This is a genomic window from Streptomyces sp. A012304, assembly GCF_026008495.1.
In the GTDB taxonomy this organism is placed as follows: domain Bacteria; phylum Actinomycetota; class Actinomycetes; order Streptomycetales; family Streptomycetaceae; genus Streptomyces.
The window spans coordinates 1-25,354 of the sequence record NZ_BQUN01000098.1 but is presented as its reverse complement, the minus strand read 5'-3'; the positions used below and the strand labels follow the sequence as shown (position 1 = coordinate 25,354).

Here is a 25,354-nt window from a genome sequence, read left to right as displayed (position 1 = left end):
CCCGTCCGCTCCTCGGGTGGGGCGCCCGGCGGGGAACCGTGCGCTCCCCCGCCGCGTCCCATTGCTGTCCCCCTTCGAGGGGATGCCGAGTACGACAGCAGGGCAGCCGAAGGAGCGATGCGGTGAACACCGAGCGACCCGACAACGACGACACCGCGCGCGGGCCGGAGGACCGGGACACGGCGGAGGAGACCCGTCCGGACGAGACGGAGGAGACTCGTCCGGAGGACGCCCGTCCGGACGAGACGCGCGCGGAGGAGACCCGCCCGGAAGAGACCCGCCCGGAAGAGACCCGTCCGGACGAAGCCCGTCCGGAGGAAGCCCGTTCGGAGGAGACGCGCGAGGAGGCTCCTCCGGAGGAGACCCGCGCGGAAGAAACTCGGGCGGCTGAGACCCGTCCGGAGGACGACGCGGGTCACGCGGGTGAGGCGGAGGACGCCGTTGCCGCGCCCTCCGAGGACGCCGCCGCGGACGACCGCCCCGCCGGGGACGTCTCCCGCGCGAGCGGCCCGGCCGACGACGACACCGCCCCCGTTCCCCGGCACCGGTCGGCCGTCCTCGTCGCCTCCGTCGCCGCCGCCGTGCTGCTCGTGGGGGGCGGCGGGGCCTACCTCGCCGCCGACGCGACGGGCGGGTCGGGCCGAGGGGCGACGGCCGGGGCGCCCGCCGGGGACGGCACTCCCCCGCCGCTCGTCCTGGACGACCACACCGCGCCCGGCGGCTCCTCCGAGGGCGGCACGAACGGTGTCGCCCCCGGCGAGCCCAACCCCTACGGCGTGGTCTACAAGGCCGACGGCGCGTTCCCGGACGGACCCGACTCGGCGCCCGTGTACTGGGCGAAGGGCGCGGTCACCAAGGAGGAGGTGGCCCGGCTCGCGGCCGCGCTCGGCGTCGGCGGCACGCCGGTGGCCGACGGGGACGCCTGGCGGGTCGGCGCGGGCAACGACGGCTCGGGTCCGGTGCTGCGGGTGAACCAGCAGGCCCCGGGCATGTGGACGTTCGTCCGGTACGCGGCCGGCACCGACGCCTGTGAGGGCGGGGTCGCCGTCTGCACGCAGGGCTCCACGTCCCCGGTCACCGACCCGGTGAGCGAGGCGGCGGCGAAGAAGGCGGCCGCGCCGGTCCTGAAGGCCCTCGGCCAGGACGACGCCGAGATCGACGCGAGCCAGGTCCTGGGCGCCCAGCGGCTGGTGAACGCCGACGACGAGGTGGGCGGTGTGCCCACGTTCGGCTGGACGACCGACCTCAGCGTCAGCCCGCAGGGCGAGGTCGTCGCCGGGAGCGGCCGGATGGAGACGCCGGCGAAGGGTGAGACGTATCCGGTGCTCGGCGCGGAGAAGGCACTGGAGCTGCTGAACGCGGCGCCCGGGAAGCACCGGATGGGGATCGGCGGATGCGCCACGCCGGTGCCGACGAAGGACCGGCAGGAGAGCCTGTGCGCGGCGTCGACGGCCCCGCCGAAGAAGCAGTCGCTGACCGTGGAGGACGCGGAGTTCGGGCTCGCCCCGCACGCCTCGGGCGGACGGCCGCTGCTGGTGCCGTCCTGGCTGTTCGAGGTGCGGGCGCCGGGTGCCGGGAACACGTACACGGTGGCGTATCCGGCGATCGAGCCGGAGTATCTGCGCGCCCCCGCCGCGGACACCCCCTCCGACGCGCCGACCTCGGCCACCAAGCCGGAGAACGTGCAGGTCGACGGCTACACGGCGGAGGGCGACGAGCTGACCGTGAGCTTCACCGCGGGAGTGTGCGCCGACTACGAGGTGACGGCCGTGGAGAGCGGGAACCAGGTGAAGGTGACCGTGACCGCGACGCCGTGGCCGGACAGGATCTGCGTGATGATCGCGAAGGTGCACCACCGGACGGTGCAGTTGGACGAGCCGCTCGGCGGCCGGAGCGTGGTCGGCGCGGACAACCGTGAGGTCCCGCTGGAGAAGCCGGGGGCGCGGCTGCCGCAGCCGCAGCCGCGGTGAGCCCGGCCGGCCCATGACGAAGGCGGCGGCCCCAGGACGGGGGCCGCCGCCTTCGCGTCGTCCTGGAACGACTCAGCTGAAGGAGTCGCCGCACGCGCAGGAGCCCGTCGCGTTCGGGTTGTCGATCGTGAAGCCCTGCTTCTCGATGGTGTCGACGAAGTCGATCGTGGCGCCGCCCAGGTACGGGGCGCTCATGCGGTCGGTGACGACCTTGACGCCGTCGAAGTCCTTCTCCACGTCGCCGTCGAGCGAGCGCTCGTCGAAGAAGAGCTGGTAGCGCAGGCCGGAGCAGCCACCGGGCTGGACGGCCACGCGCAGCGCGAGGTCGTCACGGCCTTCCTGGTCGAGCAGGGCCTTGACCTTGGACGCGGCGGCGTCGGTCAGGATGATGCCGTCGGTGACGGTGGTGGTCTCGTCCGATACGGACATCTACATCTCTCCCGGGTTGTACGGAGACTGCTTGCCGACGGTTAGAACCGGCGGGGCCGCGGATTCATTCCGGGCCGAGGACCGTGTTTCCACTTCTTTCCTCTTTCTGCCCTTCATGCTCGCACACGCATGAGGCGGCGAACAGCGACCGTTCGGACGGCCTGGCAGACCCGTCAGGGATTCATGTCACATCGACGCAATGACCATCGTCAAAGTGACGTGAAGCGGGTTATGATAAATAGCGTCAGTTCGACGAAAAGCAGAAAGGGTGCGTGTAGTGACCACCGCCCAGACCACGGAGCTCGACGTACAGCCGACTCCGCTCGCCCTGTTGCTGCTCGGCCGTGAGGCCGACCCGAAGAGCGAGCGGGGCGTCGAGTGCCCCGGCGACCTGCCGTCCCCCTCCGACCCCGACCTGGTGGAGCGGGCCCGCGCGGCCAAGGAGAGGCTCGGGGACAAGGTCTTCGTGCTCGGCCACCACTACCAGCGCGACGAGGTCATCCAGTTCGCCGATGTCACGGGCGACTCCTTCAAGCTGGCCCGGGACGCGGCCGCGCGCCCGGAGGCCGAGTACATCGTGTTCTGCGGTGTGCACTTCATGGCGGAGTCCGCGGACATCCTGACCTCGAACGCCCAGAAGGTCGTCCTGCCCGACCTCGCCGCCGGCTGCTCGATGGCCGACATGGCGACGGCCGAGCAGGTCGCCGAGTGCTGGGACGTGCTGACCGAGGCCGGGATCGCCGAGCAGGTCGTACCCGTCTCGTACATGAACTCCTCCGCCGACATCAAGGCCTTCACCGGCAAGCACGGCGGCACCATCTGCACCTCGTCGAACGCGAAGCGGGCCCTGGAGTGGGCCTTCCAGCAGGGTGAGAAGGTGCTGTTCCTGCCGGACCAGCACCTTGGCCGGAACACGGCGGTGCGGGACATGGGCATGTCCCTGGAGGACTGCGTCGTCTACAACCCGCACAAGCCGGGCGGCGGGCTGACCGCCGAGCAGCTGCGCGACGCGAAGATGATCCTGTGGCGCGGCCACTGCTCGGTGCACGGCCGCTTCAACCTCCAGTCCGTGGAGGACGTGCGCGCCCGCATCCCCGGGGTGAACGTGCTGGTCCACCCGGAGTGCCGGCACGAGGTCGTGGCGGCGGCGGACTACGTCGGGTCGACCGAGTACATCATCAAGGCCCTGGAGGCCGCCCCGGCCGGCTCGAAGTGGGCCATCGGCACCGAGCTGAACCTCGTGCGCCGGCTGGCGAACCGTTTCGCGCCCGAGGGCAAGGAGATCGTGTTCCTCGACCGCACGGTCTGCTTCTGCTCCACGATGAACCGCATCGACCTCCCGCACCTGGTCTGGGCGCTGGAGTCGCTCGCCGAGGGCAAGCTCGTCAACCGCATCGAGGTCGACGAGGAGACCGAGGCGTTCGCCAAGCTGGCGCTGGAGCGGATGCTCGCGCTGCCGTAGGCACCGCGGGCCGGGGAGCCGGCGCCGGGGATCACCCCGACGCCGGCTTCCGGTCGGGACGGGCGGGATCCATGCCGAAGACCGTGCCGTCCGGGGTCGCCACCACGAGCGTGCCCCGGAGCACGAACACATCGGGCGAGTCGAAGCCGCCGTTCACCACGTCGGCGCGCGGGTAGGACTCCCACAGCAGCGTGCCCGTCCGGGCGTCCAGCGCCGCCACCCGCCCGCTGGCGCTGGCCACGAACACCGTGCGGCCCTGCGGGTCGGCGATCGGCTCGCCCGGCTGCTCCAGGGTCGTGGCGGTCTGCCACAGCACCTTGCCCGTCGTGGGCGACACACAGGTCACCTGGCCGCTGGAACCGGCGAAGCAGAGCATGCCGTGCGTCAGGGACGCCGTCCCGCGCAGTTCCTGCTGGAACTTCGTCGTCCGCCGCGCCCCGGTGTCCGGGTCGACGGACACCACACCGGTGTAGGGCGACTCCAGCGACGACGACTCCTCGCGCCACTGCGCGAAGATCATCCGGCCTCCGAGCTCACCGACGGGATCGGCGTGCGACGGCAGGGGCGGCAGGTCCTTCCTCCTGCCGTCGGCCGGATCGAGGGCGAAGGCCACGGAGGCGCCGTCCTCGTCGTAGGAGGAGCAGTCGGCGTAGGGGCGGCCGCCGAACTCGGAGAACGAGCAGTAGTGGTTGCGCGGCAGGGTCGCCGTCCAGCGCTTCTTGCCGTCGCGCGGGGAGCGGGCGGTGATCGAGGCGCCGCTGTCGGGGGTCAGGACCAGGTCCCCGGCGACGGCCAGGTCGGCGTTCTCGTCGTCGACCGCGCGCGACCACGCCCGGTCGCCGGTCCCGGCGTCGAGGGCGATCAGAGCGGTCGTGTCGCTGTCGCCCGACTCGCTGCTGATGGTCTGGTACACGAGCACCCTGCCGTCGTGGACCCCGAGGATCCAGGACGCGTACCGGTCGGCGTCCGCGCCGGCCGGCATCGAGGCGGCACGCCACACCGCCTTCCCGGTCAGCGCGTCCAGCCGGACCGGGAGCACGCCGTCGCCTCCGCAGTACAGGGCGCCCTCGCTCAGCTTGCACTCCGGTGTCCCGGTCCCGTTGGTGCGGAGCGGCTTCTCGCCGCGCGCGGCCGGTGCGTTCACCGTCGTCTGCCAGGGCCGCCAGCCGGCGGGCGGCGTGCCCCAGCGGGAGGTCTGCGTCGCCGAAGGGGTCGCCGAGCGGCCCGTCTCCGCGCGCCCGCCACCCTTGAGCGGGCCCAGGACGAGGTACACCGCGAGGGCGACGGCCAGCACACCGGCCGCCCCGACCAGCACCGGCAGCCTGCGCGGACGCGAGCGGCGGGCCATCGAGACGGACTCCGGGTCCGCGAAGGTCGCCGAACGGGTGGCGTCCGGGGCGGGCAGCCGTAGCGTCACCGTGTGCGCGTCGTCCGGGGCCGGCTCGGGCAGGACCTCGACGAACTCCCGCCCCAGCTCCTCCAGTCCGGGCCGCTCGGCGGGCTCCTTGGCCAGACAGCGGGCCAGGATGCCGCGCAGCGGCTCCGCCACCGCGTCCAGCGCCGGCTCCTCGTTGATCACCCGGTACGCCGTCAGATAGGGGCTGTCGGCGTCGAACGGGCCGCGTCCGGTCGCGGCGAACACCAGGAGCGCGCCCAGGGAGAAGACGTCGGAGGCCGGGCCCACCGAGCGGGCATCGGCGAACTGCTCCGGCGACATGAACGGCGGGGTGCCGATGGCGTGGCCGGTCTCGGTCAGCGTCTGGTTCTCCGTCGCCCGGGAGATGCCGAAGTCGATGACCCGGGGGCCGTCCTCGGCCATCAGGACGTTGCCCGGTTTCAGGTCGCGGTGGACGACCCCGGCCCGGTGGATGTCCCGCAGCGCCTCCACCAGGCCCAGCGCGAGGCGCCGCAACTCCACGCCCCGCAGCGGGCCGTCGGCCCGGATCCGGGCGGCCAGGGAGGGCGCGGGCACGTACTGGGTGGCCATCCACGGCCGTACGGCCTCCGGGTCGGCGTCGACGACCGGCGCCGTGAAGGCGCCGCTCACCCTGCGCGCGGCCTCGATCTCCTGCCGGAAGCGGGTGCGGAAGACCCCGTCCTCGGCGTACTGGGCGTGCACCACCTTGACGGCGACCTCACGGCCGGATCTTGATCTGGCCCGGTAGACGACGCCCATGCCGCCGGCACCGAGCCGGTCGACGATCCGGTACCCACCCAGCGACCGCGGGTCGTCCTTGTTCAGCGGCACCGCCCCGATCCACCTCCCCCGCAGAGCAGTTCGAGATCACAGGATATGAAAACCCCGCGGGGGAAGGGACACCGGCGCGGCGGCTCACACGCCGGCCGGCTCCGGAACCTGCTCCGGCTCGGTCCGCTTCTTCGCCGCCCGCTTCTTCGCCCGGCGCTCCTTGCGCAGTTCGAGCATCGCGTAGAGCGTCGGCACCAGGAGCAGGGTGAGCAGGGTCGACGTGATCAGACCTCCGATGACGACCACCGCCAGCGGCTGGGCGATGAAGCCGCCCTCGCCGGTGATGCCCAGCGCCATCGGGAGCAGCGCGAAGATGGTCGCCAGAGCCGTCATGAGGATGGGGCGCAGCCGGTGCCGGCCGCCTTCCACGACCGCCTCCACGACGCCGTACCCCTGGCGGCGGTACTGGTTGATCAGGTCGATCAGCACGATCGCGTTGGTCACCACGATGCCGATCAGCATCAACATGCCGATCATCGCCGGGACGCCCATCGGCGTGCCGGTGGCGACCAGCAGACCGATCGCGCCGGTCGCCGCGAACGGGATGGAGACCAGCAGGATCAGCGGCTGCACCAGCGACCGGAAGGTCGCCACCAGCAGCATGAAGACGATCGCGATCGCCGCGAGCATCGCCAGGCCGAGGTTCTTGAACGCGTCGTCCTGGTCCTGGCTGACTCCGCCGATCTCGGCCGTCGCGCCCGCCGGGAGCTTCAGCGCGTCGATCTTCGCCTGGAGGTCGGCGCTGACCGCGCCCGTGTTGTCGCCGGTCGGCCGGGCGGTGACGGTCGCCGCCCGCTGACCGTCGATCCGGGTCATCGACACGGGCCCGTCCACCAGCTGGACGGTCGCGATGTCACCGAGCTTCACCGGGCCGAGCGGCAGGGCCTTCAGCTCCGCGAGGGTGCGGGCCGGCTTCGCCGAGGTGATGACGACGTCGCGCTCGGTGTCGTCGAGGATCACCTTCGCGGCCGTCGTCCCGCGCACCGCCTGCGCCACCGCCGCGCCGAGCGTCTGCTGGTCGAACCCGGCCGCCGCGGCCTTGGCGTCGGCCTTGACCGAGATGCGCGGCACGCTCTGCGAGAGGTCGCTGGTGACGTCGGTGACGTCGTCCAGGCCGGCCACGGCCTCGCGGACCTGCTCGGCCGCCGTGCGCAGCGCCCCGCTGTCGGCGGCCTTCACCACGACGCTCAGGTCCTGGCTGCCGAAGCCGTCACCGACCGCGACGGTGGTGGTGCCGACGCCGTCCAGCTTCTTCAGGCCGGCCTCGATACGGTCCTGGACGTCCTCGGACGACGCCGAGTCCTCCAGCATCACCTGGTAGGAGGCCTGGTTGGAGTCGGTGCCGCCGCCGAAGGCCGCGAGGAAGCCGGAGGAGCCGACGGTGACCTGGTAGTCCTTCACGCCCTCGGTGTCGCCGAGCAGTTGCTCGACCTTCCTGGCCTGGGCGTCGGTGGCGGCGAGGCTGGTGCCCGGCGCCAGTTTCTGCTTGACCGTCAGGACCTGCTGCTCGCCCGGGTCGAAGAAGTTCGTCTTCAGCAGCGGGGCCATGCCGAAGGTGCCGATCAGGACGACGACCGCGATCGCCACGCTGGTCAGCCGGCGCCGGGTCGCGAAGCGCAGGACGGGCACGTAGAGGCGCTGGAGGCGGCTCTTCGCCTCCTTCTCCTCGGCCTTGCGGCGGGCCTCCTCGGCGTCCTCGGGGGTGCCCTTCGGGGCGCGCAGGAACCAGTACGACAGGACCGGCACGACGGTCAGCGACACCAGCAGGGAGGCCAGCAGGGCCGCCGTCACGGTGAGGCTGAAGGCGCCGAACAGGGCGCCCACCATGCCGCCGACCAGACCGATCGGCAGGAACACGGCGACCGTGGTGAGAGTGGAGGAGGTGACCGCGCCGGCCACCTCGCGCACCGCGGTGAGGATCGCGGTCCGGCGCTCCTCGCCGTAGCCGAGGTGGCGCTTGATGTTCTCCAGGACGACGATCGAGTCGTCGACGACCCGGCCGATGGCGATGGTCAGGGCGCCCAGCGTCAGCATGTTCAGCGACAGGTCGCGCGTCCACAGCACGATCAGGGCGAGGACGACCGACAGCGGGATGGACACCGCCGTCACCAGCGTGGAACGCAGCGACGCCAGGAAGACCAGGATGACCAGGACCGCGAAGAGCAGACCGAGCGCGCCCTCGGTGGTCAGGCCCTCGATGGACTTCTTCACCGCCGGGCCCTGGTCGCTGACGACCGTGATCGCCGCGCCGGAGCCGAGGTCCTCGCGCAGCGCGGGCAGCTTGTCCTCGACGGCGTCGGAGATGGCGACCGCGCTGCCGTCGTGGTCCATGGTGACGGAGACGGCGAGGCTGGGCTTGCCGTCGGTGCGGGTGATGGAGTCGGCCGGGGCCTCCTCCTGCCGCACCGTGGCGACGTCACCGAGGCGGACGGGCTTCTTCCCGGCCTGGCCGGGGATCATCAGGTCCTGGATCTGCCGCACGGAGGTGTAGCCGCCGCCGACCTGGACCGTGCGGTTGGCGCCGGCCTCGTCGAAGGAGCCCGCCGGGACGGTCGCGCCGCCCGCCTGGAGGGCCTGGGCGAGGGCCGGCCCGGTCAGCCCGGCCCGCGCCAGCTTCGCGTCGTCGGGGGTGACGGAGACCCGGAGGTCGCGCACACCGTCGACGGTGACCTGGCCGACGCCGCCGATGTCCTTCAGCGCCGGGACGACGGTCTTGTCGAGCTGGTCGGCGAGGGCCTGCTGGTCCTGGCCGGAGGTGACGGCGAGGACCACGGTCGGGATGTCGTCCGTGGATCCGGCGACGACCTGCGGGTCCACCGAGTCCGGGAGCTGGACGCGGGCCCGGTTGACGGCCTGCTGGACGTCGGCGACGAGCTGCTTGGTGTCGTTGCCGTAGTCGAAGGACGCCATGATCAGGGCGTTGCCCTCGCTCGCCGTGGAGGTGACGCCGGTGATGCCGTCGACGCCCTCCAGGCTGTCCTCGATGGGCTCGACGACCTGCTTCTCGACGACGTCCGGGGAGGCGCCCTGGTACGGCGCGAGCACGGACACCACCGGCAGTTCGATGGTGGGCAGCAGTTGCTGTTTGAGCTGGGGGATCGCGATCGCGCCGAACACCAGCGCGATGATGGACATGAGGCCTATCAGGGCCCGTTGCGCGAGGCTGAATCTCGACAGCCAGGACATGGGTTCAGGGTCTCTCTTCTGTGAGCGGCAGAAGCGCGTGCCGGGCACATGAGCGCCCGCCCCTACACCCTGAGCCATCGGACCGGACCGATCCCCAGGCCCCAGGTCGATTTCCTTATGCGGCGCATACTCCGGCCGCAGTACGGCCGGGTGGTGTTCAGTCCACCCTTGGGCGGACCAGCCCGGACTCGTACGCGATGACGACGAGTTGGGCGCGGTCGCGGGCGCCCAGTTTGGCCATGGCCCGGTTGACGTGTGTCTTCACGGTCAGCGGGCTGACCTCCAGACGCTCGGCGATCTCGTCGTTGGAGTGGCCGCCGGCGACCTGGACGAGGACCTCGCGCTCGCGCACGGTGAGTGCCTCCAGCCGCTCGCCGTGGAGGGGGTCGCGGTCGTCGCCCGTGCCGCCCTGGGCGAGGAAGCGGGCGATCAGGCCCTTGGTGGCGGCCGGGGAGAGCAGTGCCTCGCCGCCGGCGGCGACCCGGATGGCGTTCAGCAGTTCCTCCGGCTCGCTGCCCTTGCCGAGGAACCCGGAGGCGCCCGCGCGCAGCGACTGCACCACGTAGTCGTCGACCTCGAACGTGGTCAGGATGACCACGCGGACGTGCGCGAGGGCCGGGTCGGCGCTGATCAGCCGGGTCGCGGCGAGGCCGTCGGTGCCGGGCATGCGGATGTCCATCAGGACGACGTCGGCGCGTTCCTCCTTCGCCAGCCGCACCGCCTCCGCGCCGTCGAACGCCTCACCGACCACCTCCATGTCGGGCTCGGAGTCGACGAGCACCCGGAACGCGCTGCGCAGCAGCGCCTGGTCGTCGGCGAGCAGGACGCGGATGGTCATGCACTCTCCCCCGGTGCGGCGGTGCGGTTCTCGACCGGCAGGATCGCATGGACGCGGAAGCCGCCCCCGTAGCGGGGACCGGTGGTGAGGGTGCCGCGCAGGGCCGTGACGCGTTCGCGCATGCCGAGCAGGCCGTGGCCGCCGCCGTCGTGCGGGCCGGTGTGCTCGCCGGTGCCGTCGTCGAGGACGGTGACCTCGATGTGGGGTCCCACGCGGACGACGCTGACCTCGGCCTTGGCGTCCGGTCCCGCGTGCTTGCGCACATTGGTCAGGGCCTCCTGGATGACCCGGTAGGCGGCGAGGTCGACGGCGGCGGGCAGTTCGGTGCCGTGGTCGGCGCGGGCGACCTCGATGTGCAGGCCGGCGTTGCGGAAGGTGTCGGCGAGTTCGTCGAGGCGGGCGAGGCCGGGGGCGGGCTCGGTCGGGGCCTCCGGGTCGTCGGACTGGCGCAGCAGGCCGACGGTGGCGCGGAGTTCGTTGAGCGCGGAGCGGCTGGCCTCGCGGACGTGGGCGAGGGCCTCCTTGGCCTGGTCGGGCCGCTTGTCCATGACATGGGCGGCGACCCCGGCCTGGACGTTGACCAGAGCGATGTGGTGGGCGACCACGTCGTGCAGGTCGCGGGCGATGCGCAGCCGTTCCTCGGCGACCCGGCGGCGGGCCTCCTCCTCGCGGGTGCGTTCCGCGCGCTCGGCGCGCTCCCGGATGGCCTGGACGACGGCCCGGCGGCTGCGGACCGCGTCGCCCGCGGTGGCGCCGATGCCGGTCCACGCGAAGATCGCGAGGTTCTCCTGGGCGTACCAGGGCAGTTCCCCGGCGAGCATCGCGGCGGCGGTGAGGACCGTCATGGTGATCAGCCCGGCCCGCAGGGTGGTGGGGCGGTCGGTGGTGGAGGCGACCGTGTAGAGGGCGACGACGGCGCCCATCGCGACGGGGGCGCGGGGGTCGCCGGTGAGGCACTCGACCAGGGCGACGGTGCCGGTCACCACCAGCACCCGCATGGGGGCGCTGCGGCGGAAGACGAGGGCGGCGGCGCCCAGGGTCATCAGCAGCAGGCTCAGCGGGTCGGGGGTGCGCAGGCTCCAGCTGACGCCCTGTTTGCCGTGCGGGTCGACGAAGGAGCCGGCCAGCATGCACACGAGTACGACGGCGGCGATGGCGGCGTCCAGCGCCAGCGGATGGGCTTGCAGCCGACACCGGGCTCGGGCGAGGGGGGTCACCTTCCAGTTACCGTCGCTTTCCGTGCCGTCGGCCGGAGGCTGCCGCCCCCGGACCGGCTGATTCCCCGGCCTCGGCCGTCAGCTCGGGATCAGCCCGTCGTCGCTGAGCATCTCCCGGACCTCCTCCAGCGTCGCGTCCGGCGACGGCAGGATCAGCTCGGAGGGTTCGAGGCTGTCGTCGGGCAGGGGGGTGCCGAGCCGGCGGACGGCGTCCAGCAGGGCGGTGAGCGTCCGGCGGAAGCCGTCGGCGTCGCCGCTCTCCATCTCCGCCAGCAGGTCGTCGTCCAGCGTGTTCAGTTCGGTGAAGTGGGAGTCGTCCAGCTCCACCTGCCCCTCCCCCATGATCCGTACGATCATGTCGCCCTCCTCGGCGTGGGCCCTACTGCTTGTCGAAGCGGGGGGTGTCCTGTGGCTGCTGCTGGTTCTGCGGCCGGCTCGTGCCGCCTTCGATGGCCTGCTGCCCGGAGGAGTCGCCTCCGGCGAGCTCGGCCTTCATGCGCTGCAGTTCCAGCTCTACATCCGTACCACCGGAGAGCCGGTCCAGCTCGGCCTGGAGGTCGTCCTTGGCCATGCCGGTGGGGTCGTCGAGGGCGCCGGAGGCGAGGAGTTCGTCGAGGGCGCCGGCGCGGGCCTGGAGCTGCGCGGTCTTGTCCTCGGCGCGCTGGATGGCCAGGCCGACGTCGCCCATCTCCTCGGAGATGCCGGAGAAGGCCTCGCCGATACGGGTCTGGGCCTGGGCGGCGGTGTAGGTGGCCTTGATGGTCTCCTTCTTGGTACGGAAGGCGTCGACCTTGGCCTGGAGGCGCTGGGCCGCGAGGGTGAGCTTCTCCTCCTCGCCCTGGAGCGTCGCGTGCTGCGTCTCGAGGTCGGTGACCTGCTGCTGGAGGGCGGCGCGGCGGGAGAGCGCCTCGCGGGCGAGGTCCTCACGGCCGAGGGCGAGCGCCTTGCGGCCCTGGTCCTCCAGCTTGGAGGACTGCGACTGCAACTGGTTGAGCTGGAGTTCCAGGCGCTTGCGCGAGGTGGCCACGTCCGCGACGCCGCGGCGGACCTTCTGGAGGAGTTCCAGCTGCTTCTGGTACGAGTAATCGAGGGTCTCGCGCGGGTCCTCGGCCCGGTCAAGGGCCTTGTTCGCCTTCGCGCGGAAGATCATCCCCATACGCTTCATGACACCGCTCATGGGCTTCGCGCGCCCCCTTCTGACGGACTCCGGCTCCAGCTCTGCGACAGAACCCACAGTACGGGCCCTGCATCCATTGACGCACTGTTCGGGGAGGGATGCGCTCCTCCCCAAGGACGACTGACCAAGGCCTTGCTCCGGCGTGAGGAGTAGGTGACTCTCAGGGTGAGCACTAGGTCACCGGGTGTCCCCTCTTCACCGGTCTGTCCCGGGTCTGTCCTCACTACAGACGACTGGTGTTGCCGGATCGTTCCCCGCGGGACTGGGGTCCATGCCCGGGGAGCGCTTACCCTTGGGTTTTGTGTTCCGTAGCCGTGCCAAGGAAGAGAAGGCCCCGAGCGTCGACAAGACGCCGGTGACCGACTCCCATCAGCCCCGTGACCCGCAGGCCCCCAAGGGCCGGCCCACGCCCAAGCGCAGTGAGGCCCGGTCCCAGCGTCGCAGCGTGGCCAACACGCCGACGACGCGCAAGGAGGCCGCCAAGCGTCAGCGCGACGAGCGCCGTGCCCAGCTGGAGCGCCAGCGCCAGGCCCTGGCCGGCGGCGACGAGCGGTTCCTGCCGGCCCGTGACAAGGGTCCGGTCCGCAAGTTCGCGCGCGACTTCGTCGACTCGCGGTTCAACGTGGCGGAGTTCTTCCTGCCGATGGCCGTGATCATCCTCGTGATGAGCATGATCCGGGTGGCCTCGCTGCAGAACGCCGCGCTGCTGCTGTGGCTCTTCGTCATCGTGCTCATCGTGCTGGACTCGGTCGTCTCCGGGTTCCGCCTGAAGAAGCGGCTGGCCGAGCGCTTCCCCGACCACAACCGGCGGGGCGCGGTGGCCTACGCGCTGATGCGCTCCCTCCAGATGCGTCGGCTCCGGCTGCCCAAGCCGCAGGTCAAGCGCGGAGAGCGGCCCTGAGCACTGCTTCTTTCTCCGGGGGTGCGGCGAAGGCCTGGCTGAACCGGCTGGGCGGGCTGCGTGATGTCGTACGGCAGGAGCTGGTGGCCCGGCAGCTCGACGAGCAGATAGCCGGGCGGTACCCGGTGGGGCAGCGGCTGCGGGTGCTCGACGTGGGGATGGGCCAGGGCACGCAGGCGCTGCGGCTGGCCCGGCTCGGCCACCAGGTGACCGGGCTCGAACGGGACGCGACGATGATCGCCGCGGCCCGTGAGGCGCTGTCCGGGGAGCCGGAGGGCATCCGGGAGCGGATGCGGATCATCGAGGGCGACGGCCGGGACACCGGCGTGCACTTCCTGCCGGGCAGCTTCGACGTGGTGCTGTGCCACGGCGTACTCATGTATGTCGAGGAGCCGGACCCCCTGCTGGCGGGTCTCGCGCGCGTGCTGGCCCCGGGCGGGCTGCTGTCCCTCCTGGTCCGCAACGCCGACGCGCTGGCCATGCGCCCCGGCCTGTCCGGCGACTGGACGGGCGCGCTGGCCGCCTTCGACACCGTCGCCTACCGCAACCGGCTCGGTCTGGACGTCCGCGCGGACCGTCTGGAGACCCTGACCGCGACCCTGGCGGGCATCGGCGCGCCGTTGCAGGCCTGGTACGGCGTACGTGTCTTCACGGACACCGCCCCGGACGGCGCGGAGGTCCCGGCCGACCTGGAGCCCCTGCTGGCCGTGGAGGAACGCGCGGGCCGCACGGACCCGTACCGGAGCGTGGCGGCGCTGCTGCACCTGTGCGGCGTACGCGGCTGAACCGAGGACTGCCACGGGACTGAGCGCCCCGCCGTCGGGCGCGACCGGCGGCGGGGCGCGGCTCGTTCGGCGGAGTCGGAGGGGCCGGGGCCCCGGGGCGCGGTGAGACTCGCGGTATGGGTGTTTTTCGTGCGGGTCGCATCTGGGTGGTCGTTTCGTGCTTCCTGGTCGCGGGGTGTACCGGCGGCGGTGGTTCGGGGGCGCAGGGCCGGGCGGTCGCGCGGCCCGCGGCGGTCGCGCAGGCCGATGATCTTCAGGCCGCCTACCAGAAGGTGATCCGGGACGTCCTGTCGTCGGTGGTGCAGATCCAGGCCGGCGACGGGCTGGGGTCGGGGGTCGTGTACGATGGCAAGGGGCACATCGTCACCAACGCGCACGTCGTGGGGGACGGCCGGTCGTTCCGGGTGACGACCGCGGGCAGCGAGGACGTGCTCCCGGCGACCCTCGTCTACTCGTACCCGCAGCAGGACCTCGCCGTCATCAGGCTGGACCGGGTGCCGGGCGGGCTGAAGGCGGCGGCCTTCGGGGACTCCTCGAAGGTGGAGGTCGGGCAGATCGTGCTGGCGATGGGCTCGCCGCTGGGGCTGTCGTCGAGCGTGACGCAGGGCATCGTCTCGGCGACCGGACGGACCGTCAGCGAGAGCCGGTCCGGCGGCGGGACGGGCGCGACGCTCGTCAACATGGTGCAGACGTCCGCGGCCATCAACCCGGGCAACAGCGGGGGCGCGCTGGTCGATCTGGACGGACGGGTCATCGGCATCCCGACGCTGGCCGCGATCGACCCCGGGCTGGGAGAGGGCGCGGCGGCGCCGGGCATCGGCTTCGCGATCCCCGCGTCGACGGTGCGCACGGTCGCCGACCAGATCGTCGAGGAGGGCCGGGTCACCGACTCCGGGCGGGCGGCGCTCGGCATCACCGGGCGGACCGTCGTCGACGCCGAGTTCCAGCCGGCCGGGGTCGCCGTCGTGGAGGTACTGAGCGGCGGCGCGGCCGACCAGGCCGGTCTGCGGGCCGGGGACGTCATCATCGGGCTGGGCGACACCGCCGTCACCTCCATCACCTCACTGGCGGAGGCGCTGGCCGAGGAACGGCCCGGGGCGCGCACGACGGTCACGTTCACCCGGGACGGCGCACGCCGGACGGCGCGGGTGACGCTGGGCGAGCAGTAGAAGCCGCCGGACGGGCCGGGGGTGACCGCCGGCGGGCCGGGGTGACCGGCGGACGGGCCGGGGTGACCGGCGGACGGCCACCCCCGCCCGGTGGGCCTACGCCTCCTCGGCGTGCAGGTTCATCGGGCCGTAGATCTCGGTGGCGTCCTCGAACAGCCGCACCTGGTCCGCGCCGCCTTCGAGCAGGGCCTTCCAGTGCTCCCCGATCCAGGACTCCGCGTCTCCCTGCGTGGAGAAGTCCTCGGGCTGCACCGCGGGCTGGACCTCCGTCCCGTCGGCCTTCTCGAACCGCCACGTCCATGCCGCCATGTACGCCTCCCACGTGTTCGCACCTGCAGAGCAGGAGCCGGATCTTGGTCCGGCTCCTGCTCAGAGCCTAGCCGGGCGCGCAAGACCAGGGCGGACAGGTGAAAATCGGGTCCGTGGAAGTGACTCTGCTCGGTACCGGTGCCCCCGCGGGACTCCCCCGCCCCGACTGCCCCTGCGCGGTGTGCGCGACCTCGCTCGGCGTGGACGCGCGGGCGGCGACCGCGGTGCTGGTGGACGGGGCGCTGCTGCTCGACCTGACGCCGGGCGCGGCCTTCGCGGCGGCGCGGGCGGGCCATTCGCTGAGCGGGGTGGGGCAGGTACTGCTGTCGCATCCGCACGACGGGCCCGCCCTGGAGGTGCCGGCCGGGCTGCCGCACCCCGGACGGGTGCCGGACGGACGGGAGTTGACGCAGCTGACGGGGCATCGGGTGCGGGCGGTGGCGATGGACGCGCCGGGCACCGGGTACGCGGTGACCGGGCCGGACGGGCTGCGGCTGCTGTACCTGCCGCCGGGCGGCTCTCCGGCCGGCCTGGAGGAGGGCACGGAGCCGGCCGAGCGGTACGACATGGTCCTCGCGGATGTCGTGGGGCGGCCGGACGCGCTCGCGAGGCTGCGGGAGGTGGGGGCGGTGGGGCCGACGACGGACGTCATCGCCGTCCATCTGGACCACGACGTGCCGCCGGGGGCGGAGTTGCGGCGGCGGCTCGCGGCGGCGGGGGCGCGGGCGGTGCCGGACGGGTCGACGCTGGCGGTGGGCGCGTACGAGGACGTGCCGGACGTGCCGCGGCGGACGCTGGTGCTGGGCGGGGCGAGGTCGGGGAAGTCGGTGGAGGCGGAGCGGCGCCTGGAGTCCTTCCCGGACGTGCTGTACGTGGCGACGGGTGGTTCGCGGGGCGGGGACACCGAGTGGGCGGCGCGGGTGGCGGCGCACCGGGACCGGCGGCCGGGGTCGTGGCGTACGGCGGAGACGTGCGACCTGGTGCCGTTGCTGGGGGTGGACGGGCCGCCGCTGCTGATCGACTGTCTGTCGCTGTGGCTGACGGACGCGATGGACTCCGTCGGGGCGTGGGACGACGCGGAGTGGGCGGACGGGGGTGAGCGGGCGCTGCGCGCGCGGGTCGCGGAGCTGGCGGGCGCGGTGCGGGCGGCCCGGCGGACGGTGGTGCTGGTCTCCAACGAGGTCGGCTCGGGGATCGTGCCGGCCACGGCGTCGGGGCGGCGGTACCGGGACGAGCTGGGGCGGTTGAACGCGGCGGTGGGGGCGGAGTGCGAGCAGGTCGTGCTGGTGGTGGCGGGGCAGGCGGTGGTGTTGCGGGGGTGACGGGGCGCCGGGGTGGCCGTGGGGTGGGTGGCGCGGCCCGGCGCTGACGGGGTGCCGCCCGCGCCCGCCCGCGCCGCCCAGGGCGGCCCGCGAGAGGTCTGGCGGTCAGTTCCTGCGGGCGATGACGCGGTACGCGTTGGCGAAGCCGATGCGGCTCAGGACCGGGGACAGGGTGTGGTCCAGGGCCGAGGCCGCCGTGACGAGGGGGGCGGTGGCGCGCAGGAGCGGCCGGCGGGTCGGGGGGATGCTCCGGGCGAGGGTCAGGGAGAGGGCCGCCGCCAGGTCGTAGGGGATGTGGGCGGCCTGGCGGTCGACGGTGACGATCGTGCAGCCCTGGGTCTCCAGTTCGGTGCGGAGGTTGGCCAGGGGCATCAGGTGGAGGTGGCGGGGCTGGCCGTGCGGCACCCACCACTTGCCGAGGAGCGCGGCGAACGCGCTGCGCGGGTCGGGGACTTCCACGAGGAGGTGGCCGCCGGGCCGCAGGACGGTGAGCGCGGCGCGGATTTCCTCGCGGGGGTCGAGGGAGTGCTCCAGGTGGTGGAGCATGCTGACGACGTCGTAGCGGGCGCGCAGCCGGGCCACGATCGCGGGGTGGGTGAGGTGCCCGCGGTGGGCCTCCTCCACCCGGCCCGCCTCCCGCGCCCGCTCCACCCGCGCGGTGGGGTCCAGGCCGTCGAACGACGTGTACACGAACAGCTTCTTGGCCACCTCCGGGAAGTGCGCGTGGCCGGTGCCCACGTCCAGCCAGCTCTCCGGCTCCGGGAGGCGCAGCATCGCGCGGGCGGTGGCGCGCAGGCGGCGTCGGCGGGTGCCGGTGGCGAGGATGCGCGCGGTGAGGTCGTGGCCGTGCTCCCCCACCGGGTGCCGTTGGTAGAGCGCGAGCCCCTCCGCGGTGAGGCGGGGGTTCTGGAAGACGTGGGCGCAGTCGCGGCACTGGTCGACCACGAACGTCCCGGGCTTGTGGTGGTGCAGCAGGTCCGGAGCGCGCAGACGGGTGCGCAGCCGTCTCGATCCGCACCAGGGGCAGTCGTCACGGCGCGGCTCGTGGATGGGCCTGGGGGGCATGAGCGGCTCCGGTGTGGGGGGTACGGAGGGGCCACGCAGAGCGCGGCAATTCATGGCAAAACGGAACGTAGGGGATCGCGATCTTGGGTGCAAAGACGTCGTGGGGGTGTGGTGGGGAAGTGGCGCGGAACTGTGGCGCGGAACTGTTCGATCGGTGCCGGTACTGTTCGGCGAATGAGCTCGCTTAATCTCGACGACTTCACCGATCTGATCGAGCGCCCCGACGGTGGGGTGCGCCGCGACGCGGAGGCGCGCCGGGAACGTCAGATCGTGCCGCCCGGAGCGCTGGGACGCCTGGACGACCTGGGTGAGTGGCTGGCGGCGGCGCAGGGTTCGGTGCCCGTGCGGCCGGTCGTACGGCCTCGGGTGGTGCTCTTCGCCGGCGACCACGGCGTCGCCGAGCTGGGCGTCTCGGCGCGGCCCGCCGGCAGCGCGGCGGAGCTGGTGCGGGAGGTGCTGGAGGGCGGCCGTCCGGCGTCGGTGCTGGCACGTCGGCTCGGGGTGCCGCTGCGGGTCGTGGACATGTCCCTGGACTGCGAGCCGGACGCGTTCCCGGAGGCCGTCGTACGGCATCGGGTGCGGCGCGGCAGCGGTCGTATCGACATCGAGGACGCGCTGACACTGGAGGAGGCGGAGGCGGCCTTCCGGGCGGGTGTCGCGGTGGCCGACGAGGAGGCCGACTCCGGGACGGACCTGGTCGTGCTCGGCGATGTCAGCGTCGGCGGCACGACGGCGGCGGGCGTGCTGATCGCGGCGCTGTGCGGAACCGACGCGTCCGTGGTGACCGGGCGGGGCGGGGAGGCGATCGACGACCTGGCGTGGATGCGCAAGTGCGCGGCGATCCGCGACGGGCTGCGGCGGGCGCGGCCGGTGCTCGGGGACCAGTTGCAGCTGCTGGCGACCGTGGGCGGGGCCGATCTCGCCGCCATGACGGGTTTCCTGTTGCAGTGCGCGGTGCGGAAGGTGCCGGTCCTGCTGGACGGCGTCGTGGTCGCGGCGTGCGCGCTCGTCGGGCAGCGGATCGCCTTCCGCGCGCCGGATTGGTGGCTGGCCGGCCAGAAGAGCGGGGAGCCGGGGCAGGCCAAGGCGCTGGACCGGATGGCGCTGGAGCCGCTGATGGACCAGGGACTGACCGTGGGCGAGGGCGCGGGCGCGCTGCTGGCACTGCCGCTGGTGCAGGCCGCGGCGGCACTGGCCGCCGAACTGCCGGAGAAGGCCCCCGCCGAGGAGCAGAAGGACCAGGGGGAGCCGGAGCAGCGGGAAGACGAGGGCGGCCAGGGCGGCCAGGGCGACCAGGGCGGCCAGGAAGAGGAGCAGGCGTAGGAGCAGGCGCGCCGCCGCCTCGGCCCCGCTCTGCCACCTCCGTCACTTCCGGCCCGCCGCGTCCAGCTCCGCGTCCGTCTTGCCGCCGAGCCAGTCCCCCAGCACCCGCCGCGGCCGGGCCCACCGTCGGTCGTGGTGGTAGGCGCGCAGGGCGGCCTTCGCCCGGGCGCGGGGCCGGCGGCGGTAGAAGCGGCGGGCCCACGGGGAGCCGGGGCGGGCCAGCCGGACGAAGCCGATCAGGCCGACCAGCGGAACGATCACGCTGAAGGCCGCCATCCTGGCCTTGCCCTTGCTGAGCACGGCCAGGGCGAACAGGAAGTTGACCGCCACGGTCGAGATGACGCTCCCCCGGTCCTGGCGCTCGTCCGCGCTCACGTCGTCGACCCCGAACGGCGAGAAGCCCACCAGCACCAGCCCGACCAGGGCCGCCGTGAGGACGACGACCTCGACGCTCTTGCGCCCGGCCTCCGTCCAGTACACGTCAGCGAGGTGCAGGACGAGCGCGAACTCGTCCAGGACGAGCCCCACGCCGATGCCGAAGACGACCGCGAAGGTGGCCGAGCCGACGCCGTGCCGGAAACTGGCCACCGTGCCGAAGCCGCCGAGGACGGTCAGGACGACCCCCGGAACGACGTGGTGGACGTGCACCCCGCCCGCGCTGACGTTGCCGAACGGGCCCTTCCCCGCCCGGATCATCCGGGTGACGACACGGGTGACCACGAAGGTCAGGACGAAGGCGGTGAGGGCGAGAAGCAGCGGCAGCTTGCCCGGCTCGACGATGTTCCGCTCCCACCAATCTCCCATATGCGCATTTTCGTCCCCGGCTGCCGAGGGCGCCCGTCCGACCGCCCGGTAACCTGCGCCGGTGTCCACGCCCTCGCCCTCGCCCCTCGACGGCCTCCGTTTCGCCTTCGGCACCCTCACCGTGCTCCCCGTCCGGGTGACCCGCTGGGACCGTGAGGCCGCGCGCGGCGGCATGCTGAGCGCCCCCGCGGTCGGACTGGTCGTCGGCGGCTGCGCGGCCGGACTCGGCCTGCTGGCGCTGTTCCTGGGCGCGGGCCCGCTGCTCGCCGCCGTCGCCTCCGCCGCCGTACCCGCCGTCCTCACCCGTGGCCTGCACCTGGACGGGCTGGCCGACACCGCGGACGGGCTGGGCAGCGGGAAGCCCGCCGAGGACGCGCTGCGGATCATGAAGCAGTCGGACATCGGGCCGTTCGGCGTGCTCACCCTGGTCTTCGTGCTGCTCGCCCAGGTCGCCGCGCTGGCGCGGGCCTACGACGCCTCCTGGGCGCGGGGCGCGGTCGCCGCCGTCGTCGCGGCCCTCGCGGCCCGGCTGGCGCTCACCCTGGCCGCCCGCGCGGGGGTGCCGCCCGCCCGGCCGGACGGGCTGGGGGCGGCGGTCGCCGGAGCGGTCCCGGTGCGGAACGCGCTGGCGGTGACGGCCCTCTGCGCGCTCCTGGCGGCGGCCGCGGGCCTGCCGTTCGGACCGGAGGACGCCGTGCGCGCGGCCGGCGCGCTCGTCCTCGCCCTCGGCGCCGCCGAACTCCTCCTGCGCCACTGCGTCCGCCGCTTCGGCGGCGTCACCGGCGACGTCTTCGGCGGACTGGCGGAGACGGCGGCGACGACGGCGCTCGTCCTGCTCTGCCTCGGCGCCTGACCAGGCACCGGCGCCACCGCCCGGCCGCCCGCGCGGGGACCCGGCCGCTGTGACGCACCTCATGGAGTGCGAGGATCGAGAAGTGGCGACGACGCCACCGAGAGGTGAACAACCCGCGTGCATGAGCGACCGCACAGGCACGCGTACGCTCGTCCCGGGGTCTCTCCGTGCCGGTTCGCCGCGCCGGTTCGGCCGACCCCGGTAGCGACCGTACCCCCAGCCCGGATCTAGGGTCGGCTGTCGGGCCCGGTCGACCCACACATTCCGGCCATGCAACTTCACATCGGAAGCGAGATTTCACCACCGTGACTGCTCTCACTCTCAGCACCGCCGCGGCGCCCGGCCTGCGGGCCGACGCGATCGTGATCGGTGTCGCCAAGGGCGCTCAGGGCCCGGTTGTCACCCCGGGCGCCGAGGCCGTGGACAAGGCCTACGACGGCCGGCTCGCCGGCATCCTGGAGACCCTCGGGGCCACCGGCGCCGAGGGCGAGGTGACGAAGCTGCCCGCCCCGGCCGGCTTCAAGGCGCCGCTCGTGCTGGCGGTGGGGCTGGGCGGGGAGCCCGAGAAGGACGCCTCGTACGACGCCGAGGCCCTGCGCCGGGCCGCCGGCGTGGCCGCCCGCGCGCTCACCGGGTCCAAGAAGGCCGCCTTCGCCCTGCCCCTGACGGACGCCGGAGACATCGGCGCGGTCGCCGAGGGCGTGGCGCTCGGCGCCTACTCCTTCGACACCTACAAGGGCACCGCGCGCACCGGCTCCGACGCCAAGGCCAAGAACGGCAAGGCGCCGCTCGCCGAGGCGACCCTGCTCGGCGGCAAGCCGCGCGACGCCGCCCACAAGGCCGCGCTGGCCCGCGCCGCCGCCGTCACCGACGAGCTCAACCGCGCCCGCGACCTGGTCAACACCCCGCCGAACGACCTCAACCCCGAGGCCTTCGCCGCGATCGCGCAGGCCGCGGCCAAGGAGCACGGCATCAAGGTGCAGGTGCTCGACGAGAAGGCCCTCGCCAAGGGCGGCTACGGCGGCATCCTGGGCGTCGGCTCCGGCTCCGCGTCGGCCCCGCGCCTGGTGAAGCTGTCGTACACCTCCTCCAAGGCGAAGAAGCACCTCGCCTTCGTCGGCAAGGGCATCACCTACGACTCGGGCGGCATCTCGCTGAAGCCGGCCGGTCACAACGAGACGATGAAGTGCGACATGAGCGGCGCGGCGGCGGTCTTCGCGGCCGTGGTCGCCGTCGCGCGCCTCGGCCTGGACGTCAACGTCACCGGCTGGCTGGCGCTGGCCGAGAACATGCCGTCCGGCTCCGCCACCCGCCCCGGTGACGTGCTGCGCATGTACAGCGGCAAGACGGTCGAGGTCCTCAACACCGACGCCGAGGGCCGGCTGGTCCTCGCCGACGCGCTGTGGGCCGCCTCCGCGGAGAACCCGGACGCCATCGTGGACGTCGCGACCCTCACCGGCGCGATGATGCTGGCGCTGGGCAACCGGACGTTCGGGATCATGGCCAACGACGACGCGTTCCGCTCCGCGGTGCACGAGGCCGCCGAGGAGGTGGGCGAGCCCGCGTGGCCGATGCCGCTGCCGGAGCACCTGCGCAAGGGCATGGACTCGCCCGTCGCCGACATCGCGAACATGGGCGAGCGGATGGGCGGCGGACTGGTCGCCGGGCTCTTCCTGAAGGAGTTCGTGGGCGAGGGCATCACCTGGGCCCACCTGGACATCGCCGGACCGGCGTTCAACGAGGGCGGGCCGTTCGGCTACACGCCCAAGGGCGGCACCGGCACCGCGGTGCGGACGCTGGTGCGGCTCGCGGAGCTGACCGCCGCGGGCGACCTGGGCTGACGCCCGCCCACCGAGTCCGTTCCGTCCGTCCTACGGCGGGTGCGGGGGCGTGGGGAGCCGCTCACGCGGTCCCCCGCGCCCCTTTCGGCGTTGCAGTGGGGCGTCTCACACACCGGCCCCGCGTCTCGTTCACCACTGACTAGTGCGAAGATGGGGCTCGGCAGGACAGGGCCCCCACCACAGGGCCGAAGCAACAGCGGCCGGACACCAGCCGCCGACCGGTCAGCGACGACCGGCGTGGCGCACATGCATGGAGGACGTGACGTGGCGAACGACGCCAGCACCGTTTTCGACCTAGTGATCCTCGGCGGTGGTAGCGGTGGTTACGCCGCGGCCCTGCGCGGGGCGCAGCTGGGCCTGGACGTCGCCCTGATCGAGAAGGACAAGGTCGGCGGCACCTGCCTGCACCGGGGTTGCATCCCCACCAAGGCCCTGCTGCACGCGGGCGAGATCGCCGACCAGGCCCGCGAGAGCGCGCAGTTCGGCGTCAAGGCCACCTTCGAGGGCATCGACATCGCCGGGGTCCACAAGTACAAGGACGGCGTGATCGCCGGCCTCTACAAGGGCCTCCAGGGTCTCGTCGCCTCCCGCAAGGTGACGTACATCGAGGGTGAGGGCCGCCTGTCCTCCCCGACCTCGGTCGATGTGAACGGCCAGCGCGTCCAGGGCCGCCACGTCCTCCTCGCGACCGGCTCCGTGCCGAAGTCGCTGCCGGGCCTGGAGATCGACGGCAACCGCATCATCTCCTCGGACCACGCCCTCGTCCTGGACCGCGTGCCGAAGTCCGCGATCATCCTCGGCGGCGGCGTCATCGGCGTCGAGTTCGCCTCCGCGTGGAAGTCCTTCGGGGCCGACGTCACCGTCATCGAGGGCCTGAAGCACCTCGTCCCGGTCGAGGACGAGAACTCCTCCAAGCTTCTTGAGCGCGCCTTCCGCAAGCGCGGCATCAAGTTCAACCTGGGCACCTTCTTCCAGAAGGCCGAGTACACCGCCGACGGTGTCAAGGTCACCCTCGCCGACGGCAAGGAGTTCGAGGCCGAGGTGCTCCTCGTCGCCGTCGGCCGCGGCCCCGTCTCCGCCGGTCTCGGCTACGAGGAGCAGGGCGTCGCCATGGACCGCGGCTACGTCCTCGTCGACGAGTACATGCGCACCAACGTCCCGACCATCTCCGCCGTCGGTGACCTCGTCCCGACCCTCCAGCTGGCGCACGTCGGCTTCGCCGAGGGCATCCTGGTGGCGGAGCGTCTGGCCGGCCTCAAGACCGTTCCGATCGACTACGACGGTGTCCCGCGGGTGACCTACTGCCACCCGGAGGTCGCCTCCGTCGGTATCACCGAGGCCAAGGCCAAGGAGATCTACGGCGCGGACAAGGTCGTCGCTCTGAAGTACAACCTGGCGGGCAACGGCAAGAGCAAGATCCTGAACACCGCGGGCGAGATCAAGCTCGTCCAGGTCAAGGACGGTGCCGTGGTCGGCGTCCACATGGTCGGCGACCGCATGGGCGAGCAGGTCGGCGAGGCCCAGCTGATCTACAACTGGGAGGCGCTGCCGGCCGAGGTCGCCCAGCTCATCCACGCCCACCCGACGCAGAACGAGGCGCTCGGCGAGGCGCACCTGGCCCTCGCGGGCAAGCCGCTGCACGCGCACGACTGACCCTCGGTCGTACCACGTCGAACGACGACACAGACTTCCGCAATTCGTAAGGAGCAACCGAAACCATGGCGGTTTCCGTAACCCTTCCGGCGCTCGGTGAGAGCGTCACCGAGGGCACTGTCACCCGCTGGCTGAAGGCCGAGGGCGAGCGTGTCGAGGCCGACGAGCCGCTGCTCGAGGTCTCGACCGACAAGGTCGACACCGAGATCCCCTCCCCCGCCGCCGGCATCCTCGCCTCCATCAAGGTCGCCGAGGACGAGACCGTCGAGGTCGGCGCCGAGCTGGCCGTCATCGACGACGGCACGGGCGCGCCCGCCGCCGCTCCGGCCCCGGCCGCCGAGCAGGTCGCCCCGCCGGCTCCCGAGCCGGCCCCGGCCGCCCAGCCCTCCACCGAGCAGGCCGCCCCCGCCCCGGCCCCCACCGCCGAGGCTGCCACCGGCGGCGGCTCCGCCGAGGGCACGGACGTGGTCCTGCCCGCGCTCGGCGAGTCCGTCACCGAGGGCACCGTCACCCGCTGGCTGAAGTCGGTCGGCGACTCCGTCGAGGCCGACGAGCCGCTGCTCGAGGTCTCCACGGACAAGGTCGACACCGAGATCCCGGCGCCCACCTCCGGTGTGCTGCTGGAGATCACGGTCGGCGAGGACGAGACCGCCGAGGTCGGCGCCAAGCTGGCCGTCATCGGCGCCCCGGGTGCCGCTCCGGCGGCTGCCCCGGCCCCCGCCGCCCCGGCTCCGGCGCCCGCCGCCGCTGCCCCCGCCCCGGCCGCTCCGGCACCCGCTCCGGCCGCCCCGGCACCCGCTCC

General features: G+C 73.1%; 21 protein-coding genes. 11 read left to right on the top strand and 10 right to left on the bottom strand.

The window, feature by feature from the left end; genetic code table 11:
* Positions 1–122: 122 nt before the first annotated feature.
* A complete protein-coding gene (locus tag ALMP_RS23055; RefSeq protein WP_264931264.1) occupies positions 123–1,970 on the top strand; it encodes a hypothetical protein in 1,848 nt (615 codons plus the stop codon).
* 72 nt (positions 1,971–2,042) lie between these two features.
* On the opposite strand, the gene erpA is transcribed toward ALMP_RS23055, so the two are convergent.
* Positions 2,043–2,399, bottom strand: a complete 357-nt coding sequence (erpA, locus tag ALMP_RS23050) for an iron-sulfur cluster insertion protein ErpA (RefSeq protein ID WP_100572291.1) — start codon at positions 2,397–2,399, stop codon at positions 2,043–2,045.
* A gap of 277 nt (positions 2,400–2,676) precedes the next feature.
* On the opposite strand from erpA, the gene nadA reads away from it, so the two are divergent.
* On the top strand, positions 2,677–3,861 hold the full coding sequence (nadA, locus tag ALMP_RS23045) for a quinolinate synthase NadA (protein WP_264931261.1): 1,185 nt from the start codon (positions 2,677–2,679) through the stop codon (positions 3,859–3,861).
* A 31-nt stretch (positions 3,862–3,892) separates the two neighbouring features.
* Here the strand turns inward: nadA and ALMP_RS23040 are convergent, their stop codons facing one another.
* The 6 genes from ALMP_RS23040 to ALMP_RS23015 all read right to left on the bottom strand — a co-directional run bounded on the left by ALMP_RS23040 (position 3,893) and on the right by ALMP_RS23015 (position 12,500).
* A complete protein-coding gene (locus ALMP_RS23040; RefSeq protein ID WP_264931259.1) occupies positions 3,893–6,109 on the bottom strand; it encodes a serine/threonine-protein kinase in 2,217 nt (738 codons plus the stop codon).
* Positions 6,110–6,193: 84 nt separating this feature from the next.
* Positions 6,194–9,295, bottom strand: a complete 3,102-nt coding sequence (locus tag ALMP_RS23035) for an efflux RND transporter permease subunit (RefSeq protein ID WP_264931257.1) — start codon at positions 9,293–9,295, stop codon at positions 6,194–6,196.
* Positions 9,296–9,452: 157 nt separating this feature from the next.
* Positions 9,453–10,133, bottom strand: a complete 681-nt coding sequence (locus ALMP_RS23030; protein WP_264931255.1) for a response regulator transcription factor — start codon at positions 10,131–10,133, stop codon at positions 9,453–9,455.
* Positions 10,130–11,350, bottom strand: a complete 1,221-nt coding sequence (locus tag ALMP_RS23025; protein WP_264931253.1) for a sensor histidine kinase — start codon at positions 11,348–11,350, stop codon at positions 10,130–10,132. Before ALMP_RS23025 ends, ALMP_RS23030 begins: the two co-directional genes overlap by 4 nt.
* Positions 11,351–11,428: 78 nt before the next feature.
* Positions 11,429–11,707, bottom strand: a complete 279-nt coding sequence (locus ALMP_RS23020) for a hypothetical protein (protein WP_264931251.1) — start codon at positions 11,705–11,707, stop codon at positions 11,429–11,431.
* A gap of 22 nt (positions 11,708–11,729) precedes the next feature.
* Complete coding sequence (locus ALMP_RS23015; RefSeq protein WP_264931945.1) at positions 11,730–12,500, bottom strand: PspA/IM30 family protein; 771 nt, start codon at positions 12,498–12,500, stop codon at positions 11,730–11,732.
* Positions 12,501–12,798: 298 nt separating this feature from the next.
* Between ALMP_RS23015 and ALMP_RS23010 the strand changes: the two genes are divergently transcribed.
* The 3 genes from ALMP_RS23010 (at position 12,799) to ALMP_RS23000 (ending at position 15,382) form a co-directional block, all read left to right on the top strand.
* Positions 12,799–13,428, top strand: a complete 630-nt coding sequence (locus ALMP_RS23010) for a DUF3043 domain-containing protein (RefSeq protein ID WP_264931249.1) — start codon at positions 12,799–12,801, stop codon at positions 13,426–13,428.
* 83 nt (positions 13,429–13,511) lie between these two features.
* On the top strand, positions 13,512–14,213 hold the full coding sequence (locus tag ALMP_RS23005) for a methyltransferase domain-containing protein (protein WP_264931247.1): 702 nt from the start codon (positions 13,512–13,514) through the stop codon (positions 14,211–14,213).
* 116 nt (positions 14,214–14,329) lie between these two features.
* Positions 14,330–15,382 carry a S1C family serine protease gene (locus ALMP_RS23000; RefSeq protein ID WP_264931245.1) on the top strand — a complete coding sequence of 351 codons (1,053 nt, stop codon included), beginning with the start codon at positions 14,330–14,332 and terminating at the stop codon, positions 15,380–15,382.
* A gap of 96 nt (positions 15,383–15,478) precedes the next feature.
* On the opposite strand, the gene ALMP_RS22995 is transcribed toward ALMP_RS23000, so the two are convergent.
* Positions 15,479–15,691, bottom strand: a complete 213-nt coding sequence (locus ALMP_RS22995; RefSeq protein WP_264931243.1) for a hypothetical protein — start codon at positions 15,689–15,691, stop codon at positions 15,479–15,481.
* 113 nt (positions 15,692–15,804) lie between these two features.
* On the opposite strand from ALMP_RS22995, the gene ALMP_RS22990 reads away from it, so the two are divergent.
* Positions 15,805–17,013 (top strand): bifunctional adenosylcobinamide kinase/adenosylcobinamide-phosphate guanylyltransferase, encoded by a 1,209-nt coding sequence (locus ALMP_RS22990; protein WP_264931241.1) that lies wholly within the window; start codon positions 15,805–15,807, stop codon positions 17,011–17,013.
* A gap of 105 nt (positions 17,014–17,118) precedes the next feature.
* On the opposite strand, the gene ALMP_RS22985 is transcribed toward ALMP_RS22990, so the two are convergent.
* Complete coding sequence (locus ALMP_RS22985) at positions 17,119–18,078, bottom strand: class I SAM-dependent methyltransferase (RefSeq protein ID WP_264931239.1); 960 nt, start codon at positions 18,076–18,078, stop codon at positions 17,119–17,121.
* Positions 18,079–18,252: 174 nt separating this feature from the next.
* Between ALMP_RS22985 and cobT the strand changes: the two genes are divergently transcribed.
* Positions 18,253–19,401: a nicotinate-nucleotide--dimethylbenzimidazole phosphoribosyltransferase gene (gene cobT / locus ALMP_RS22980; RefSeq protein WP_264931237.1), complete on the top strand. Its 1,149-nt coding sequence runs from the start codon at positions 18,253–18,255 to the stop codon at positions 19,399–19,401.
* A gap of 42 nt (positions 19,402–19,443) precedes the next feature.
* On the opposite strand, the gene ALMP_RS22975 is transcribed toward cobT, so the two are convergent.
* A complete protein-coding gene (locus ALMP_RS22975; RefSeq protein ID WP_264931235.1) occupies positions 19,444–20,205 on the bottom strand; it encodes a hypothetical protein in 762 nt (253 codons plus the stop codon).
* Positions 20,206–20,266: 61 nt separating this feature from the next.
* Here ALMP_RS22975 and ALMP_RS22970 point away from each other — a divergent pair, with 61 nt between their 5' ends.
* The 4 genes from ALMP_RS22970 to ALMP_RS22955 form a co-directional block, all read left to right on the top strand.
* Positions 20,267–21,058: an adenosylcobinamide-GDP ribazoletransferase gene (locus tag ALMP_RS22970; RefSeq protein ID WP_264931233.1), complete on the top strand. Its 792-nt coding sequence runs from the start codon at positions 20,267–20,269 to the stop codon at positions 21,056–21,058.
* Between the two features lie 305 nt (positions 21,059–21,363).
* Positions 21,364–22,899, top strand: a complete 1,536-nt coding sequence (locus ALMP_RS22965) for a leucyl aminopeptidase (RefSeq protein ID WP_264931232.1) — start codon at positions 21,364–21,366, stop codon at positions 22,897–22,899.
* A 264-nt stretch (positions 22,900–23,163) separates the two neighbouring features.
* Entirely contained in the window at positions 23,164–24,552 is a 1,389-nt protein-coding gene (gene lpdA, locus ALMP_RS22960; protein WP_264931230.1) for a dihydrolipoyl dehydrogenase, read from the top strand.
* A 65-nt stretch (positions 24,553–24,617) separates the two neighbouring features.
* The coding region (locus ALMP_RS22955; protein ID WP_309299522.1) for a biotin/lipoyl-containing protein at positions 24,618–25,354 on the top strand (737 nt) is incomplete at its 3' end.

Excerpts from the sequence above, each read along its gene's own strand:
- cobT (WP_264931237.1), top strand. The coding sequence starts at position 18,253 with ATGAGCTCGCTTAATCTCGACGACTTCACCGATCTGATCGAGCGCCCC.
- ALMP_RS22975 (WP_264931235.1), bottom strand. The coding sequence starts at position 20,205 with ATGGGAGATTGGTGGGAGCGGAACATCGTCGAGCCGGGCAAGCTGCCG.
- ALMP_RS23015 (WP_264931945.1), bottom strand. The coding sequence starts at position 12,500 with ATGATCTTCCGCGCGAAGGCGAACAAGGCCCTTGACCGGGCCGAGGAC.
- ALMP_RS22985 (WP_264931239.1), bottom strand. The coding sequence starts at position 18,078 with ATGCCCCCCAGGCCCATCCACGAGCCGCGCCGTGACGACTGCCCCTGG.
- ALMP_RS23030 (WP_264931255.1), bottom strand. The coding sequence starts at position 10,133 with ATGACCATCCGCGTCCTGCTCGCCGACGACCAGGCGCTGCTGCGCAGC.
- ALMP_RS23035 (WP_264931257.1), bottom strand. The coding sequence starts at position 9,295 with ATGTCCTGGCTGTCGAGATTCAGCCTCGCGCAACGGGCCCTGATAGGC.
- ALMP_RS23010 (WP_264931249.1), top strand. The coding sequence starts at position 12,799 with ATGCCCGGGGAGCGCTTACCCTTGGGTTTTGTGTTCCGTAGCCGTGCC.
- ALMP_RS22995 (WP_264931243.1), bottom strand. The coding sequence starts at position 15,691 with ATGGCGGCATGGACGTGGCGGTTCGAGAAGGCCGACGGGACGGAGGTC.
- erpA (WP_100572291.1), bottom strand. The coding sequence starts at position 2,399 with ATGTCCGTATCGGACGAGACCACCACCGTCACCGACGGCATCATCCTG.
- ALMP_RS23000 (WP_264931245.1), top strand. The coding sequence starts at position 14,330 with ATGGGTGTTTTTCGTGCGGGTCGCATCTGGGTGGTCGTTTCGTGCTTC.
- ALMP_RS23020 (WP_264931251.1), bottom strand. The coding sequence starts at position 11,707 with ATGATCGTACGGATCATGGGGGAGGGGCAGGTGGAGCTGGACGACTCC.